Here is a 16,238-nt window from a genome sequence, read left to right on the forward strand (position 1 = left end):
CGATGAGCCAAGCCACGACCATTCGGGTTTTGATTGCGGATGATCACGCCATTTTTCGGCAAGGATTAGCCACGATTATTAACCGTGACCCAGATATGCAGGTGATTGCCCAAGCCGAAAATGGGGAGCAGGCGATCGCGCTATTTGAGGAACATAACCCGGATATCACGCTAATGGATCTCCGCATGCCTGAAGTGGAAGGAGTTGCTGCTATTGGTGCAATTTGTGCTGCTGCTAAATCGGCTCGGATTATTGTACTGACCACGTATGATAGCGATGAAGATATCTATCGGGGATTGCAGGCAGGCGCAAAAGGATACCTGTTGAAAGAAACTGAACCCGACGAGCTTCTGAATGCAATTCGTACCGTTCATCGGGGTCAAAAGTACATTCCGCCCGATGTAGGAGCAAAGTTGGTACAGCGGCTCAGCAATCCAGAACTGAGTGAACGAGAACTGGCGGTACTCCGTTCATTAGCTCAGGGGATGAGTAATGCTGATATTGCGGCTGCTTTAAGTATCGGTGAAGGCACGGTTAAATCTCATGTCAACCGGATTTTGAATAAGTTAGATGTTAGCGATCGCACCCAAGCTGTGATTGTTGCCGTTAAGCGCGGCATTGTCAGTTTGTAGGATGTACTTTCGATCAAATTCGGATTCTAACTTAAGTTATAGCCAGTTTTCTACTTTTCGATGGCATGGTTACGCTACCAATTTGTACTGTAAAAAATTTAACTTGCTGTAGGCGACAGCTCGAAGGCGACCCCCTATATTGAACTTATGCAAACAGTCATGCAAATGGATCGAGCAAGTAAATTGCACGGTTCTATGCTTGATACAAATGTAAAAAGATGAGCGACGATCGTAGTCACAGATCCCTGCTTGTACCACCTTCAACTCAAGATTGGATTCAAGGTATTCTGAGTGCCAAGGTAGTACTGGTGATGTACGGAGACTATCAATGCCCTAGAAGTGCGAACGTTTACAAGCTGATTAAAGCGATCAAACGAGAGCTTAGTGCTGCTTTTGGAGAAGATTCTTTATGCTTCATCTTCCGTCATTTTCCACAAACACAGATTTATCCCCATTCTCAACGGGCAGCCCAAGCAGCCGAAGCTGCCGCCGCCCAAGGACAGTTTTGGTTAATGAGCGATACTTTATTTGACAATCAACAAAGGTTGGAGAACGGTTATCTTGTCGAGTACGCCAATGATTTAGGGCTTGACATTCCTCAATTTCTCAAAGACTTGCCGAAACAAGTGCATATTGATCGCATCAATGAAGACATTGAAGGCGGAATACAGAGCGGAGTGACGACCGCCCCAGCCCTGTTTATCAATGGAAGTCGGTATATCGCGCACTGGAACACGACGGAGCTGATGGCAGCCATGATTGCTGCAAGTCATTAAGTTTCCCGATCTTTGCCCCGAATCCATCTCTGACTTGTCTGTAAGTGCTGTAAGCCATCTATTTTGATGGCTAGATTTTACCTGTTTTACTGAATAAAGCTGCCGCTTTTGAAGCATGCCAAAAACTGAATTCCTTTGTATTAATTTAGTCAATTGCAGATCAGTATTTCATTGAGGATAGTTCTATGACGCGTTTACTAATACAAGGTAAGAATGATTTTGGGCATGAAAGTACACCTCAGACTGATTCTCTTCGCGACTCCTCAATTAATCATGCCCTGATTGCGATCGCGCAAGAAGTCACTGAGTTGCTGAGACAAACTTACCCGATACAAACTGATGAAATTAAAACAGGAGAAACAAAATGATATTGCAAGATAAAGTGGCATTGGTTACAGGCGGCACATCGGGAATTGGTCGTGCAACGGCGATCGCTTATGCCCAACAACAAGCAAAGGTGGTGGTGGTGGGCCGTCGAATGGATGAAGGTGAAGAAACAGTTCAATTGATTCAGAAAATTGGTGGAGAGGCGATTTTTGTGCAAGCAGATGTCACAAAAGAAGCTGATGTTAAAGCAATGGTTGATAAAGCGGTTGACGTTTTTGGTCGGTTAGATATTGCCTTTAACAATGCAGGAATAATCGGCGAAAATCCCTCATTAATTGAGCAAACGGAAGCTGAATACGATCGCATTATGAACGTCAATGTCAAAGGCGTTTGGTTGTCGATGAAGCATGAAATTGCTCAGATGTTGAAACAGGGAAGTGGTGCGATCGTCAATACGTCATCTGGGGCTGGAGTCGTTGCAGTTCTTACCCAACCCCTCTATACCGCGAGTAAACATGCAGTAGTAGGTTTAACAAAAGCCGCCGCGCTCCAATATGCCAAAGTAGGTATTCGCATCAATGTCGTTGCACCAGCAGCCATCGAAACAGATATGTTTGAAGCAGCTACAGGTGGGCAGGATGAGGTCAAAGCTTACATAACAGGACTCCACCCGATCGGACGAGTTGGAACATCACTTGAAGTTGCCAATGCAGTTCTGTTTTTATCATCTGACCTGGCATCGTTCATAACAGGTGAAACGTTGATGGTAGATGGTGGGTATGTAGCGCAGTAGTCGATCGGCACTGCAAAATATTGCAGTGCTTGAATGCACAACGGCCAGTTTTTGCCTGTTTTGTTGAGCAAATTGCCAATCTTTGAACCATGCTAACCATTACAACGCCAGCCCTTGAAGCTAAGCGCAAAGGTCTAACGCACACCCGATTACAGCAAGTACTCGGCTATATTTGTACTCACCTTGATTCGGCAGAGCCGACGCTCCGCGAACGAGATTTGTCACTGACTGAGCTTGCAGAAGTGATCAGTATTAGCCCGACTTACTTTGCGACTTTGTTTAAGCAAGCAATGGGAATTTCTCCCCGTCAATACGTGATTCAACAGCGCGTGGAACAGGCAAAGTTGATGCTATCCAAAACAGATTTGGCGATCGCAGACATTGCCCTACAAGTAGGCTTCTCCAGTCAAAGCCATTTGACGCAGCACATCAAGCGATCCACGGGGAAGACCCCCAAGCAGATTCGTTAGCACCATAGGAATCTGGAAATTTGCCCTAAGAATCTGAAAGAACTCGAGCCCTGGAACTTATTACATTAAAGTTAAGTTAGGCAAGAATCTGAAGCAGCAACAGAATTAAGATTGTATCTTCGTCCACAGCGTCAACTAAGAATGGATCGTACGAAAATGAGTATTCAGCAATTAATCACGCCTGAAAAGCACAACCTAGGTGGGTTTAGCGTACAGCGCATCTTACCGAGTGAAACCTTAAAAATGGTTGGACCTTTCATCTTCTTTGATCACTTAGGTCCAGCTATTTTCCCGGCTGGAGAAGGCGTCGATGTTAGACCCCATCCACACATCAATTTAGCGACGGTTACCTATTTGTTTGAAGGCAGCCTTCTGCATAGAGATAGTCTAGGCACAGTACAAGAGATTTTTCCGGGCGAGGTGAACTGGATGACAGCGGGCAAAGGTATTGTTCATTCTGAGCGATCGCCCGAGAGCTTTAGAGAGAAAGAATCTACTCTTCACGGCATTCAGACCTGGATTGCCCTCCCCGAAACCGCTGAGGAAGTTGAACCTAGCTTTTCACATTATCCGGCGACTGATTTACCGAGGTGGGTTCAAACAGGCACCAGCGCGACCTTGATCGCCGGTAGCTACCAGTCTCACCAATCACCCGTTAAAACCTACTCTGCTACTCTTTACCTGGCGCTCGCTTTCACAGAAGGTAGTCAATTTCAGTTAGCGCCAATGGAAGGTTTAGAAAGGGCCGTTTATAGCGTCACATCCGGCCTATTCGTAAATGGAAAGCCGTTAGAGCCATATCGTTTAGCCGTTTTAGCGCCGGATGAATCAGTCAATATCAGTGCGGGGGCTGAGGCAAAAGCAATGATTATCGGCGGGGCACCAGTGGGCGATCGCACAAAGTACTGGAACTTTGTGTCGAGCCGCTCAGCGCGTATCGAGCAGGCAAAACGAGATTGGCAAGACCGCCGCTTCCCAGCGGTTCCCGGTGAAACTGAATTCATTCCGCTCCCTGATCATTCAGATCACGATAGTAGCGTGACCCCTCTGAGTTGACGGCAGTTAGGCGTTTTTGCTGAGCGAGAGAACAGCAGCTTAACTCGTACACCAAAGCTTTTTACTGTGTTGGATTAAGTCTATTTCATTCGCAAAACGCTTGGGAAATGATATGGAAGTTGGGATTGACAGTTTTGCCTCGGTTGGAACGAGTGAAAATGGTGAAACGGCGGATGCCGCGCAGTCTGTCGCCGAACTGCTGGAGAGAATAGAGCAGGCGGACCGTTCTGGCTTGGATATCTTCGGTATCGGCGAGCATCATCGGCATGAATTTTTAGATTCGGCAAACGCAGTTATTCTCGCCGCTGCCGCCGCACGCACCGAGCGCATCCGTCTAACCAGCGCGGTTACGGTACTAAGCGCGGCTGACCCGGTGCGCGTGTTTCAACAATTCGCCACGCTCGATTTGATTTCAAAAGGTCGCGCCGAAATGGTTGTCGGGCGCGGCTCGTTCACCGAAGCCTTTCCGCTGTTTGGATTTAGCCTCGGCGATTACGACGAGATTTTCGCTGAAAAGCTCGAACTCTTGCTTAAAATTCGGGACAACGAAACAGTCGATTGGTCGGGCAAATTTCGCCCCGCGCTGGAAAACCAAGCGATTTATCCGCGTCCGCTGCAAAAGCCGTTTCCCGTCTGGATCGGGGTCGGCGGTACGCCGCAATCTTTCCGCCGCGCCGGAATGCTTGGACTGCCGCTCGTGGTCGCCATTATCGGTGGCGAAACGCATCGCTTTCGCTCGCTCATAGATTTATACCGCGATGCCGGAGAGTACGCCGGACACGCGCCCGAAACATTGAAAGTTTCATTGCATTCGATCGGTTATGTCGCCGATACAACCGAGCAAGCCGTTGAAGAGTTCTTTCCGGGCTACGCCGAAACGTTCACTAGAATCGGCAGAGAGAGAGGCTGGCCGCCCGTTACGCGCGCCGCTTTTGATGCACAGCGCGGCGCGACCGGCGCGTTATTGGTCGGTAGTCCCAAAGAAGTGGCAGAGAAAATCCGCCGTCACAGCGAATCGCTCGGCGGCATTTCGAGAGTAACGTTTCAAATGGACAACGCGCAGATGAATCACGCCCAACTGATGCGCTCTATTGAACTGATTGGAATGCAAATGTCGCCACTCTTGAACGATTCTTTGCAACAACCCATCCAGTGACCTCTGGTGGATATTAATACTTGAAGTTTTCTTGTTTATTCTCAATTAAGGAGAGTTAGCACAGATGGAATCTATGAAAGCAGCCGTATTAACTGCATTTGGTGATGCTGAGAAATTTGAGATTCAAACGGTTCCCACACCAACACTGAAGGCGAATCAGGTGTTAGTTAGAGTTTGTGCAACCTCGATTAACCCAGTCGATTACCAAACTCGTCGTGGTGATTACAAGGAACTGGTTCAATTACCCGCCATCATTGGAGTTGATGTTTCGGGGGTGATTGAGGCAATTGGCGAAGCTGTGACTGATTTTAAGGTGGGAGACAACGTGTATTACTCACCGCAAATTTTTGGAGAATTTGGTAGCTACGCTCAGTATCATGTGGCTGATGCAGCGATTGTTGCATTGAAGCCTGTAAATCTATCGCACATTGAAGCAGCTTCTTTTCCGCTTGCAGGCGGAACGGCTTGGGATTGTCTAGTGACTAGGGGCAATCTACAAGTTGGTGAAACAGTTCTCATCCATGCGGGTGCGGGTGGAGTGGGTTCGATCGCAGTTCAACTCGCTAAAGCGATCGGGGCATACGTTTTTGCGACGTGCAGTGCTAGAAACCGAGATTTCGTGACAGAACTGGGCGCAGATCGAGTGATTGATTATAAAAATGAAGATTACGTAGAAGTCATTCGTCAAGAAACAAATGAACTGGGTGTGGATTTAGTTCTAGATACGATCGGCGGAGAAACAATTCAGCGTAGTCTAGAAATCATTCGCCCCTTTGGTAGGCTTGCAAGCATTGTAGACGTTGCAATACCGCAATCGCTTCTTGAAGCATGGGGTAAGAATCTGACGATTCATTTTGTTTTTTCACCCCAGTACCGAGCAAAATTAGAGGCTTTGGCAAAACTCATCGAGCGTTATCAGCTTCGCCCAGTGATTGATTCAGTCTTTTCTTGGGATCAGGTTGTTCTGGCACATCAGCGTCTAGAGCAGGGAGGAACACGGGGCAAGATCGTGCTGAAATTTACAGAAGATTAAACCAGCTTTACGGCGTTAGTAATTGCTAAACGGATCGGAGTTTGGTTGTGTGCTGAAGGTCAATATTGGTTGGGACAGGAGAAACAGAAGATAGAACTAGGAGTATTTAATCATGGTCAAAGAGCAGACTGTAGACGGACAAGCAAATTTACAAGCAACTACCAATTTGACACCAGCCCAAGAGTCTTTGCAAGCACTTTGGGAAAAGCATTTGCAGTATGAGTTTGGCACTCACAGTACTGAAGATGCCCTCGCTACGATGGTTGAAGATGCTTACGTTAACCACATCCCGGTGATGACTGGGGGAGTCGGGAAACCAGCACTGCGCGAGTTCTATTCCAGATACCTCATTCCACAAATGCCGCCGGACACGGAGTTGACCCTAATCTCGCGCACGATTGGGACAGATCAACTTGTGGATGAAATGATGGCTAAGTTTACCCATACTGTTTGGATGGAATGGATATTACCCGGCGTTGCTCCCACCGGGAAACGGGTAGAAGTGCCAGTAGTAGCAATCGTCCAGTTCCGTGACGGCAAAATAGCCCATGAACACATTTACTGGGATCAGGCAAGTGTGTTGGTTCAAGTCGGCTTGCTCGATCCGGGTACACTGCCCGTCGTGGGCGTTGACAGTGCGCGTAAGGCGATCGATCCCAACTTACCTTCAAACACACTAATCGAGCGCGATTAAGTGTAGGTGCCAGCAAACATCAGTACCCAAACCCGCCATTTTGCAACCAGGATCGTTATTCATGTTACTCATCCTGGTTATAGAGCGAGGTGCTTCTTGCTGCTGGCCTCTACACGTATTGCTACCCATTGAATTTTTGACGCAAGTAACATAACTATTCACAACGAGAGGTAACTATCATGATGCTTAAAGGCAAGGTTGCTTTAGTGACGGGAGGGACATCGGGAATTGGCAGAGAAACGGCGATCGCTTATGCCCAACAACAGGCAAAAGTGGTGGTGGTGAGTCGTCGAATTGATGAAGGTGAAAAAACGGTTCGATTGATTCAAGATGCTGGCGGAGAGGCGATTTTTGTGCAAGTAGATGTCACGAAAGAAGCCGATGTTAAAGCAATGGTTGATAAGACGGTTGACGTTTTTGGTCGGTTGGATATTGCCTTTAATAATGCAGGCATAGTCGCCGAAAATCCCTCATTGATTGAGCAAACGGAAGCTGAATATGACCACACGATGAACGTCAATGTTAAAGGCGTTTGGTTGTCGATGAAATATGAAATCGCTCAGATGTTGAAACAGGGAAGTGGTGCAATCGTCAATATGGCATCTGCGGTTGGAGTCGTTGCACTGCCTAACATACTTCTCTACACCGCGAGTAAACATGCGGTAGTAGGCTTAACAAAAGCGACTGCCCTCCAATATGCCAAAGCGGGTGTTCGCATCAATGTCGTTGCGCCAGGGTCAATCCAAACAGATTTATTTGAAGCCTCTACAGATGAAGCCAAAGCTTACTTAGCAGGACTTCACCCGATCGGACGGGCTGGCACACCGCTTGAAGTTGCAAATGCAGTCCTATTTTTATCATCTGACCTAGCATCGTTCATAACAGGTGAGACGTTGATGATAGATGGTGGGTTCGTAGCGCAGTAGTCGAAAGGCAGTGCGAAATGTTTGATACAGCACTTCAAGCGAATTATTAAAGCAACACTGAAATCGGTTCGCTAATTCCATAGGAAACTCCATAGGAATCTGCAAGAAGTTGAATGTTGGAACTGACTACACTCAAGTGAAATAAGACAAAGAAAATTTAGGAGTTGATGATTATACCCAAAGTTGGAGAACAGAAAGAGATGATGAACCAAAACAAAGAGATTTACGAGTGCGTCATTGTCGGTGGCGGTTCCGCTGGACTTAGTGCGGCACTGCTTTTAGGCAGAAGTCGCCGTCGAGTGTTAGTCTGCGACAAAGGGAATCCGCGTAACGCTCCCGCACACGAGTCGCACAGCTTTTTTACCCGCGATGGCATCAGTCCGCATGAACTTTTGAGCATCGGGCGCGACCAACTCAAACCTTATAAAAGCGTTGAATTTCAAGCGATCGGGGTCAAGGAAATCAACCCATCCGGCAATCAATTTGAAGTTGTGTTTGAGGATGGCACGATCAAAAAAACGCGCAAAGTTTTGCTGGCTTTTGGGGTAATGGATGAATTTCCAGCTCTCGAAAACTTTGGTGATTTCTGGGGCAAAAGCGTGTTTCATTGTCCCTATTGCCATGCCTGGGAAGTGCGTGAAGAGCCGCTTGCCATTGTTGGAAATGGTGAAACGGGCATCGAAATGGCGGCATTGCTGAAAAATTGGAGTGCTGATTTAGTCCTCTGCACAAACGGCAAAGCCGATCTAACCGCTGATCAAAGGACACTGTTGGAAAACCACAAAATCCTTGTCCGCGAAGAGAAAATTATCCGACTCGAAGGCGATAACGGACAATTGGAAAACATTGTTTTTGAGACAAATGAGAAAATTTCGCGTCGCGGAATACTGATCCGACCAAAGCAAACACTCCGTTCAAACCTAGCTGAAAAGTTAGGCTGTGAGTTGAATGAATTCAATTTAATCAAGACGATCAATGTTTTTAACGAAACTAGCGTCAAAGGTGTTTATGCGGCAGGTGACATCACTTCACCCCTGCAAGTGATCGTCGCCGCTGTTTTTCAGGGTAGCGTTGCTGCTAGCGGCTTAAATCACTCTCTGATTATGGAAGATTTCGTCTAAATCAAGGTAATCCAATCGTTATCAGAACAAGCATCGCGGCTGTCTAGTTTCATAGACCAAGAAAGTAGGGAAAGTCATGCGTGTTAATTACATATCAAGTCTACAGAGCGATCTAATGATGCAGTTTTTGTGGTGGTGGGTTGGTAGCGCAGTAGTCGAATGGCAGTGCGAGATGACAACACTTGCAAGCAAAGTTTCACTGGTATAGCTGTAGCCAATTAGATTAGGACACAGACTATCAGTCAAGACAGCCGCCGTAAAACAACCCTCATTAATCACGTAATCAAAAAGGAGTTTAATCGTGCAGAACATCACACTTGACACTATCACTGAAGCCGTTATCAATCATGGCGATCGCGGCAAATCTCACCCGCGACTCCATGAGATTTACACGAGCTTGGTTCGACATTTGCATGACTTTGTGCGTGAGGTGAAGCTGACTGAATCAGAGTTGCAGCAGGGACGCAATTTTCTCAACCGGGTCAGTCATCATACTCAGGAGATTCCCGCTGGAGAAATGCAGGCGTTAACAGATCTACTGGGAATTTCAGAGTTAGTAGAATTGCTGCACGATGCTCATCGCGGTACAGAAAGCAATTTAGAAGGACCCTTGTATGTGCCGAATGCACCAGAACGGCAGATGGGCGATCGCTTGGGTATTGATCCAGAAGGAGACTCACTTTTCCTGTCAGGCAGGGTTTTAGATTTGAACGGTCAACCGATCGCCAATGCTCTGATTGATGTTTGGCAACCCAATTCCCAAGGATTATATGATGTCCAAGAGCCATCTCAGCCGTTGGGGAACCTTCGGGGACGGTTCAAAACGAACGAGAGTGGAACGTATAGGTTTGAAACTGTCGTGCCACTAGGTTACAAAATACCAAGCAGTGGTCCATGTGGCGAGTTGCTGGGACTCTTGGGACGGCATCCCTGGCGGGCAGCTCACATCCATTTCAAACTCAGTGCTCCGGAGTACACTCCACTGACAACACAAACTTTTATTGATGGCGATCCTCACCTGGATTCAGATACAACCTTTGCCGTGCGATCGGCGATCGTTCAATTGCAAAAGCACGAAGCACTAGACGAACTCAAGGCACACAATCAAAGTGAACCGTTTTACACGACTGAGTTTGATTTTGTGTTGAAACCCGCTACTCTCTAGCGGAGAATCATCAAGCAATGGTTGCACATTATGTCTACACCATCAATCCAGAACAATCTGCTAATTGGCATTTGGAAGCTAATTTCTGCAACTGCCATTTACGCTGATGGAACGGTGACTCCAGACGTGTATGGACCTCATCCGGTTGGCTACATCACCTACACATCAGATGGTCACATGATGGTGATGTTTTCTAGGAGCGATCGCCCATCGTTGAGTCAGGAAGTGCGATCGCCGTTGAGTCCAGAGATGCAATCTCTACCGGCTGAAGAACTTGCTCAAGCATTCACAACATTCAATGCCTATGCAGGAACTTATACCTTGAGTGGCAACACTGTAACTCATCACATTGAAATTGCATCCATTCCGAATCGAGTGAGTACAACGTTGGTTCGCACCTTTACTCTAAACGAAAACCAAGTAACACTGAGAACTTTGCCAGTCCTAAACGATGGTGTGGAGGTAGTGTTCGAGTTGGTGTGGGAACGCATTTGATTACGTCTTGAACCCAGATTTAAGCACATAAAAGCTGCCTCTGACTTGTAGATGAGATCAGTAAACTTCAGTGCTTTAAATCAGAGAAATGAAGAATGAGAACAACACAACACTCGTTTTTCAGATTTCTACAACATGAATATTTCCGGTATCAAACACTTGCAGGAGATCTAAATGTTTATCGACTACATTACACTCATGCTCATGAATCTGGTAGCTGGGCTTGTTTTACTAGCAACCTATGTATACTTTGGTCTTGATGAATCCAATCAGAAACGCTGGGTTCCAGGCTTTGGTCTGGTTGGCACGATCGCGTTAGTTACTGGCTTACACATGACGTTTACCTGGCCTGTGATTGGTAGTTTCAATATTGCCTATGGTGAAACAAGTGTCCTGTTTGGCATTCTGTTTGTTGGAACTTCTCTAGCTCTGGCAACGGGTTGGGATCTGCTCACCCTAAGTATTTATGGATTTTTTGCAGGTCTAGTATCACTTCTCATTGGCGTTCGCTTCATCAACTTAGGGTTAACACCAACGCCTTTGCGGGTAGGAATTGCATTCATTTTGGTTGGCTTAGGCGGAGTGTTTTCTGCACCAACGCTTTATTTCAGAAAAAATCGGCTTTTACGAACGACTGGAGCAATTGTATTACTTGTAGCAGCCCTCATCTTTACTCACATCGGACTGGATGCTTACTGGGCACATCTTGAAACCTTCTCAACGTGGCAACCCAGGTTATAGCGCAAAAACTGATTAATGGTTAAAGTAAGCAGGCTCAAACTGCCCTTATCAAGGCCATCAATATGATTCGTAAAGGATAAGTGGAGGAGGTTGAGAGAGGCGATGTGCGAGCACAAGTAGAATTCGTGTCTCAAATTTTCGGAGTTATTGCTTAATTGATTTCAAGCTAAGTCATGTGTTTATTCACAATAGTTTTGCGACAGAACCTCGTTAAGACGGCGCTCGATCGCTGCATAACAATTGTGATGTAACAGACAAAAACACATCATGCGTTTAAAATGGAGAAACCTCTCATGCCTTACATTACTGTTGGTCAAGAAAACTCTGCAAATATTAATATCTACTACGAAGATCTGGGAACAGGTCAACCGATTGTTCTGATTCATGGATTTCCATTGAACGGACATTCTTGGGAGAAGCAGGTTTTAGTTTTACTGAATGCAGGATATCGAGTAATTACCTACGATCGCCGAGGATTTGGCAACTCCAGTCAGCCCTCATCTGGCTATGACTACGATACCTTTGCCGCCGATTTGAATATACTCATGACCAAGCTTGACTTGCAAAATACCGTGCTGGTCGGCTTCTCAATGGGAACAGGTGAAGTCACACGCTATCTTGGCAAATACGGCTCAGAGCGGGTGCAGAAAGCCGTGCTGATGGCTCCCGTTCCACCGTTTCTGTTAAAGACAGACGACAATCCAGAGGGTGTTGATCAAAGCGTTTTTGATGGCATTATGAAAGCGATTGTTGAAGACCGTCTAGCCTACTTCTCTGCATTTTTCAGAGAATTCTTTAATGTTGATGTATTGCTTGGCGATCACATCAGCAATGAAGCGATTCAAGCCAGTTGGAATGTAGCAGCAGGGGCTTCTGCTAAAGGGACTTTGGATTGTGTACCCTCCTGGCTCACCGATTTCCGCGATGATCTTCCCCGCATTGATATACCGACTCTGATTATTCATGGCGATAGCGATCGCATTCTGCCGCTAGAGTCCACCGCAGCAAGACTTCCAAAGTTGATCAAAAACAGTCAATTGGTTGTCATTCCTGGTGGACCACACGCCATCAACTGGACCCACGCTGATCAGGTCAATCCCCTGTTGCTGGACTTTCTTCAAGAGAACGGACGAGCTTGATTTCCAGATCACATCTACAAGGAGAGATTCTATGTCGACTTTTGTCTTAGTTCATGGCTCCTGGCATGATGGCTCTGCTTGGCGGGCAGTCATTGATCAACTAGAAGCAAAGGGACATCATGCTTTTGCGCCCACGATCGCTGGACATGGCAAAGGCGTGAACAAAAACGTCAATCATGCTCAATGCACGCAATCGATCGTCGATTACATTGTGAGTGAAGACTTAAACGATATCGTTCTAGTCGGACATAGTTTCGGTGGAACAATTATTGCCAAAGTTGCTGAAGCAATCAGCGATCGCATTCGACGACTCATCTTCTTCAATGCCTTTGTCCTCAATGATGGTGAAAGCATCAACGACAACGCCCCACCGCACTCTCAAGCGTTATCCGAGCAGCTAGCGAGACAATCGGGCGATCATACAGTGATGCTACCTTTTGAGATTTGGCGAGAAGCGTTTATCAACGACGCTGACCTCGAACTGGCACGATCGAGTTACGCACAATTATCGCCTGAACCGTATCAACCGTGGCTTGATAAGTTAGACCTGAAGCAGTTTTACTCGCTGCCCATCCCCAAAAGCTACCTCTACTGTACCGAAGACACCGTTCTTCCTCAAGGCGATTGGGGTTGGCATCCCAAAATGTCTAGCCGCTTGGGACTATTTCGGTTCGTGCAAATGTCCGGTAGTCATGAGGTGATGTTTTCCAACCCGGTCGGTTTGGCAGAAAAAATGATTGCGGCAGGGCGCGACTAGCTGATAGTTGAGATGAACAACAGACAATTGCTTATCCCCAAAACAAGGGCGCTAACCGAATGCCGAGCACAGTGTAGCAAGGCTTTTAGAGATTCAGAGCTACGTTTAATTAAGCTCACCTACTGACAACGTAGTAAGCAAACAAGGAGCGTCTCCAAAAATGGTTAAAGGTAGGTTAGAAGCATTCAGCGATGGGGTAATTGCTATTATTATCACCATCATGGTACTGGAGTTAAAAATACCTCATGAGCCAGATTTAGCTGCACTACGTCCGTTGATTCCAATTTTTCTAAGCTATGTGTTGAGTTTCGTGCATGTTGGTATTTACTGGAACAATCACCATCACCTGTTTCAGGCAGTCCGACAAGTGAATGGTTCAACGTTGTGGGCAAACCTACATTTGTTGTTCTGGTTATCGTTATTTCCCTTTGTCACCGCATGGATGGGTGAAAATCTCTTTGCTGCGTTGCCTGTGGCGCTTTATGGTGTGGTTCTATTGTTGGCTGCGATCGCCTACTTCACTCTGACCCGCACACTTGTTTTTCACCACGGTCAAGATTCCACCCTTGCAAATGCTCTTGGTCGGAACTTTAAAGGCAAGTCATCGGTATTGATTTACGCAGTTACAATTCCACTTGCTTTTGCAATCCCTTGGCTTGCATGTGCGTTATATGTTCTGGTTGCAGTTCTATGGCTCATTCCCGATCGTCGTATCGAAAAGGCGTTGAACTCATAAAGTTCTATGTTCGATATAACAAAAGTTAAACGTACTGCACCAAGGAACATCATGCATAAGCCCGAGTTTTTTGTCACCCCCGGTTATGGGGAATATATGTTGAATAACTTGCACTTCTCGCAAGCGGTAAAAATTGGCGATCGCGTGGAGACATCAGGTCAAGGTGGCTGGGATGACAATCTGCAAATTCCCGAATCGCTTGCAGACGAGATCGCCCAGGCGTTTTGGAATGTAGAGCGAACCTTGGCAACGGCTGGCGCGGGTTGGGAGCATGTTGTCCACATCAATTCTTACCATGTTGGTGGGTTGCCCCCAGAAGTTAATGAGGTGATGGTCAAGCTATATCGCCATTACATGCCCAACCATGCCCCAATTTGGACACAGGTAGGCGTTGCAGCGCTCGGGCTGCCAACGATGCGGATTGAAATTCGTGTTACTGCAATTGTTCCGTGAGTTTCGCATCAGTGGCAGCAGAGACGGCTCCGTTAAAGTATCCACCTGAACAAAGGAGAGATTCACATGTCAGCGAACAATAAAGCCATCTTAGAAGCGGCAAATGCGGCGAACGCTGCAGGCAACTATGAAGGATTCTTGTCGTTCTGCACTGACGACACGAAATGGGCGTTCGTAGGGGACAAGACCCTTAACGGAAAAGAAGCTGTTCGCCAATATATGGCAGAGACATACATAGAGCCGCCAAAGTTTACGGTCGCCAACTTAATCGCTGAGGGTGATTTTGTCACGGCAGTTGGCGATATCACCCTGAAGGACGCAGACGGGAAAGCGGCTCATTACTCGTACTGTGATGTCTGGCGCTTTCGCAGCGGCAAGATGGTCGAATTAAAGGCTTTCGTGATCAAAACCAAGGTCGAGGATGAAAGCAGCAACACGGCATAAAAGGAATCGATTACCATGAAATTTTTCTCTCATCACCTGCGAGGACAAAACCTGAAAAAGGCGATCAAATCCGATTGGTTGCGGTCAGACCTTCCTTTTAAGCAATGGCGATCGCTCTGGATCACCTTCAGCATCCTCGTCACAGTCACAGTCATAGCCACCGTCGGTATCGTCATTGCAGCTTTCCAGTTCGGACTTCCCTGGTGGATGCAGGAAGGAGACCACAATCATCTGTACGAAAGTGATGTCGGTTCTCTACGCTACCAGGTTCACCTTCCGCCTCAGTTGGATGGCACGACTCAACTGCCAGTAATGATGGCGATTCACGGCTGCGGAATGACGGGCTACGGATGGAACTCGATGAAGTCTACGACGCAGTTCAACCGCTTGGCTGACCGCGAAGGCTTCATCGTTGTCTACCCAACGCAACGAATGTTTCGCAACATGATCAACTGCTGGAACTCGTCTGACCCACGGGAGCAGCACCGCTACAGCGGAGAACCTGCGCTTCTCGCTGGCGTTGCCCGACAGGTGGTCGAGGCGTACAACGCAGACCTAGCCCAAGTGCATGTCGCGGGTGCCTCGTCGGGTGCGGGGGCTGCTGTTATTCTCGCTGCGACCTACCCCGATGTCTTCGCAACGGTGACATCGACTGCGGGTGGTGAGTATGGGCTGAACCAGGTAAACCCGGACGACCCTGACTCCACACCACCGGACTACACGGCACGTCAGGCGTGGTCACAGATGGGCGATCGGGCGCGGCAGGTACCGCTGCTCGTCATCTAAAGCGAGGAGGATGCTGTCGTTCCGCCCATAGTTGCCACTCGTCTAGTTGCACACTGGACTGCGGTCGGTGACTTTGTTGATGACGGTTTACTCAACGACAGTCTAAACCTCGTCGAAAAGACGACAACTGTGCCTTCAGAACAAAGCAGGCATTCTTACACACATACCACCATCACCACGCTGGATGGTACGTCTGTCGTCGAGTTGTACCTCGTCCAGGATATGGGACATGTCTGGCCAGGCCCTGCTGGAGACGGTATTTATATCGATCATGCTGGTCCCGATGCCAGTGCCATTATCTGGGATTTCGCCAAGCGCCACCCGAAGTCATAGTCAATTGGGGCAACGTTTTGAAAGGGGAGTTGCTGAGTAGGAGTATGATTTCGCAAAAAATGAGCGAGATTTCAATACCTACAGAGATCTATTGGTACCTAAAATCCGCGATATTGGGTGGGCAGAAGAAGTGGAGGGCGATCGGCACATAGACCGCGCGGCAGCGATGAATGGAAATATTGGTAAACCCCTTCGGGGTGGGCAG

At 47.4% G+C, this 16,238-nt stretch carries 20 protein-coding genes; all 20 read left to right on the forward strand.

The genetic code is table 11. The features are described from left to right. Window positions 1-2: 2 nt before the first annotated feature. Window positions 3-632, forward strand: coding sequence for a response regulator (locus H6G07_RS25625; RefSeq protein ID WP_073611249.1), 630 nt, complete (start codon window positions 3-5; stop codon window positions 630-632). A gap of 218 nt (window positions 633-850) precedes the next feature. After that, complete coding sequence (locus H6G07_RS25630) at window positions 851-1,408, forward strand: DsbA family protein (protein WP_073611250.1); 558 nt, start codon at window positions 851-853, stop codon at window positions 1,406-1,408. A 185-nt stretch (window positions 1,409-1,593) separates the two neighbouring features. After that, a complete protein-coding gene (locus H6G07_RS25635; RefSeq protein WP_073611251.1) occupies window positions 1,594-1,776 on the forward strand; it encodes a hypothetical protein in 183 nt (60 codons plus the stop codon). After that, window positions 1,773-2,528 carry an SDR family oxidoreductase gene (locus H6G07_RS25640; RefSeq protein WP_073611252.1) on the forward strand — a complete coding sequence of 252 codons (756 nt, stop codon included), beginning with the start codon at window positions 1,773-1,775 and terminating at the stop codon, window positions 2,526-2,528. Before H6G07_RS25635 ends, H6G07_RS25640 begins: the two co-directional genes overlap by 4 nt. 89 nt (window positions 2,529-2,617) lie before the next feature. Further along, a complete protein-coding gene (locus H6G07_RS25645; RefSeq protein WP_073611253.1) occupies window positions 2,618-2,998 on the forward strand; it encodes a helix-turn-helix transcriptional regulator in 381 nt (126 codons plus the stop codon). Window positions 2,999-3,154: 156 nt separating this feature from the next. Then, window positions 3,155-4,054 (forward strand): pirin family protein, encoded by a 900-nt coding sequence (locus H6G07_RS25650; protein WP_073611266.1) that lies wholly within the window; start codon window positions 3,155-3,157, stop codon window positions 4,052-4,054. Window positions 4,055-4,166: 112 nt separating this feature from the next. Next, complete coding sequence (locus H6G07_RS25655) at window positions 4,167-5,210, forward strand: LLM class flavin-dependent oxidoreductase (RefSeq protein WP_073611254.1); 1,044 nt, start codon at window positions 4,167-4,169, stop codon at window positions 5,208-5,210. A 64-nt stretch (window positions 5,211-5,274) separates the two neighbouring features. Beyond that, a complete protein-coding gene (locus tag H6G07_RS25660) occupies window positions 5,275-6,243 on the forward strand; it encodes a zinc-dependent alcohol dehydrogenase family protein (RefSeq protein ID WP_073611255.1) in 969 nt (322 codons plus the stop codon). 112 nt (window positions 6,244-6,355) lie between these two features. Further along, on the forward strand, window positions 6,356-6,937 hold the full coding sequence (locus H6G07_RS25665) for an ester cyclase (protein WP_073611256.1): 582 nt from the start codon (window positions 6,356-6,358) through the stop codon (window positions 6,935-6,937). A 179-nt stretch (window positions 6,938-7,116) separates the two neighbouring features. Next, window positions 7,117-7,863, forward strand: a complete 747-nt coding sequence (locus H6G07_RS25670) for an SDR family oxidoreductase (protein ID WP_073611257.1) — start codon at window positions 7,117-7,119, stop codon at window positions 7,861-7,863. A gap of 167 nt (window positions 7,864-8,030) precedes the next feature. Then, on the forward strand, window positions 8,031-8,984 hold the full coding sequence (locus tag H6G07_RS25675; protein WP_199312461.1) for an NAD(P)/FAD-dependent oxidoreductase: 954 nt from the start codon (window positions 8,031-8,033) through the stop codon (window positions 8,982-8,984). A gap of 301 nt (window positions 8,985-9,285) precedes the next feature. After that, entirely contained in the window at window positions 9,286-10,149 is an 864-nt protein-coding gene (locus tag H6G07_RS25680) for a dioxygenase family protein (protein ID WP_073611258.1), read from the forward strand. A gap of 30 nt (window positions 10,150-10,179) precedes the next feature. Then, on the forward strand, window positions 10,180-10,644 hold the full coding sequence (locus tag H6G07_RS25685; RefSeq protein WP_073611259.1) for a lipocalin-like domain-containing protein: 465 nt from the start codon (window positions 10,180-10,182) through the stop codon (window positions 10,642-10,644). Between the two features lie 174 nt (window positions 10,645-10,818). Next, the gene (locus H6G07_RS25690; RefSeq protein ID WP_073611260.1) at window positions 10,819-11,385 is read left to right on the forward strand and encodes a DUF981 family protein; all 567 of its coding nucleotides are present in this window, start codon (window positions 10,819-10,821) and stop codon (window positions 11,383-11,385) included. A 293-nt stretch (window positions 11,386-11,678) separates the two neighbouring features. Beyond that, window positions 11,679-12,524, forward strand: a complete 846-nt coding sequence (locus tag H6G07_RS25695) for an alpha/beta fold hydrolase (RefSeq protein WP_073611268.1) — start codon at window positions 11,679-11,681, stop codon at window positions 12,522-12,524. A 31-nt stretch (window positions 12,525-12,555) separates the two neighbouring features. Continuing rightward, complete coding sequence (locus H6G07_RS25700) at window positions 12,556-13,281, forward strand: alpha/beta fold hydrolase (RefSeq protein ID WP_073611261.1); 726 nt, start codon at window positions 12,556-12,558, stop codon at window positions 13,279-13,281. Between the two features lie 160 nt (window positions 13,282-13,441). After that, a complete protein-coding gene (locus tag H6G07_RS25705; protein WP_073611262.1) occupies window positions 13,442-14,017 on the forward strand; it encodes a TMEM175 family protein in 576 nt (191 codons plus the stop codon). A gap of 51 nt (window positions 14,018-14,068) precedes the next feature. Beyond that, window positions 14,069-14,470 (forward strand): RidA family protein, encoded by a 402-nt coding sequence (locus H6G07_RS25710; RefSeq protein ID WP_073611269.1) that lies wholly within the window; start codon window positions 14,069-14,071, stop codon window positions 14,468-14,470. A gap of 66 nt (window positions 14,471-14,536) precedes the next feature. Next, window positions 14,537-14,914: a nuclear transport factor 2 family protein gene (locus tag H6G07_RS25715; protein ID WP_073611263.1), complete on the forward strand. Its 378-nt coding sequence runs from the start codon at window positions 14,537-14,539 to the stop codon at window positions 14,912-14,914. Window positions 14,915-15,121: 207 nt separating this feature from the next. Beyond that, the gene (locus H6G07_RS26585) at window positions 15,122-15,700 is read left to right on the forward strand and encodes an extracellular catalytic domain type 1 short-chain-length polyhydroxyalkanoate depolymerase (RefSeq protein WP_277882115.1); all 579 of its coding nucleotides are present in this window, start codon (window positions 15,122-15,124) and stop codon (window positions 15,698-15,700) included. Window positions 15,701-16,238: the final 538 nt, after the last annotated feature.

The sequence above is a fragment of the Phormidium tenue FACHB-1052 genome (assembly GCF_014696675.1).
GTDB classification, from domain to species: Bacteria; Cyanobacteriota; Cyanobacteriia; order Phormidesmidales; family Phormidesmidaceae; genus Nodosilinea; species Nodosilinea tenuis_A.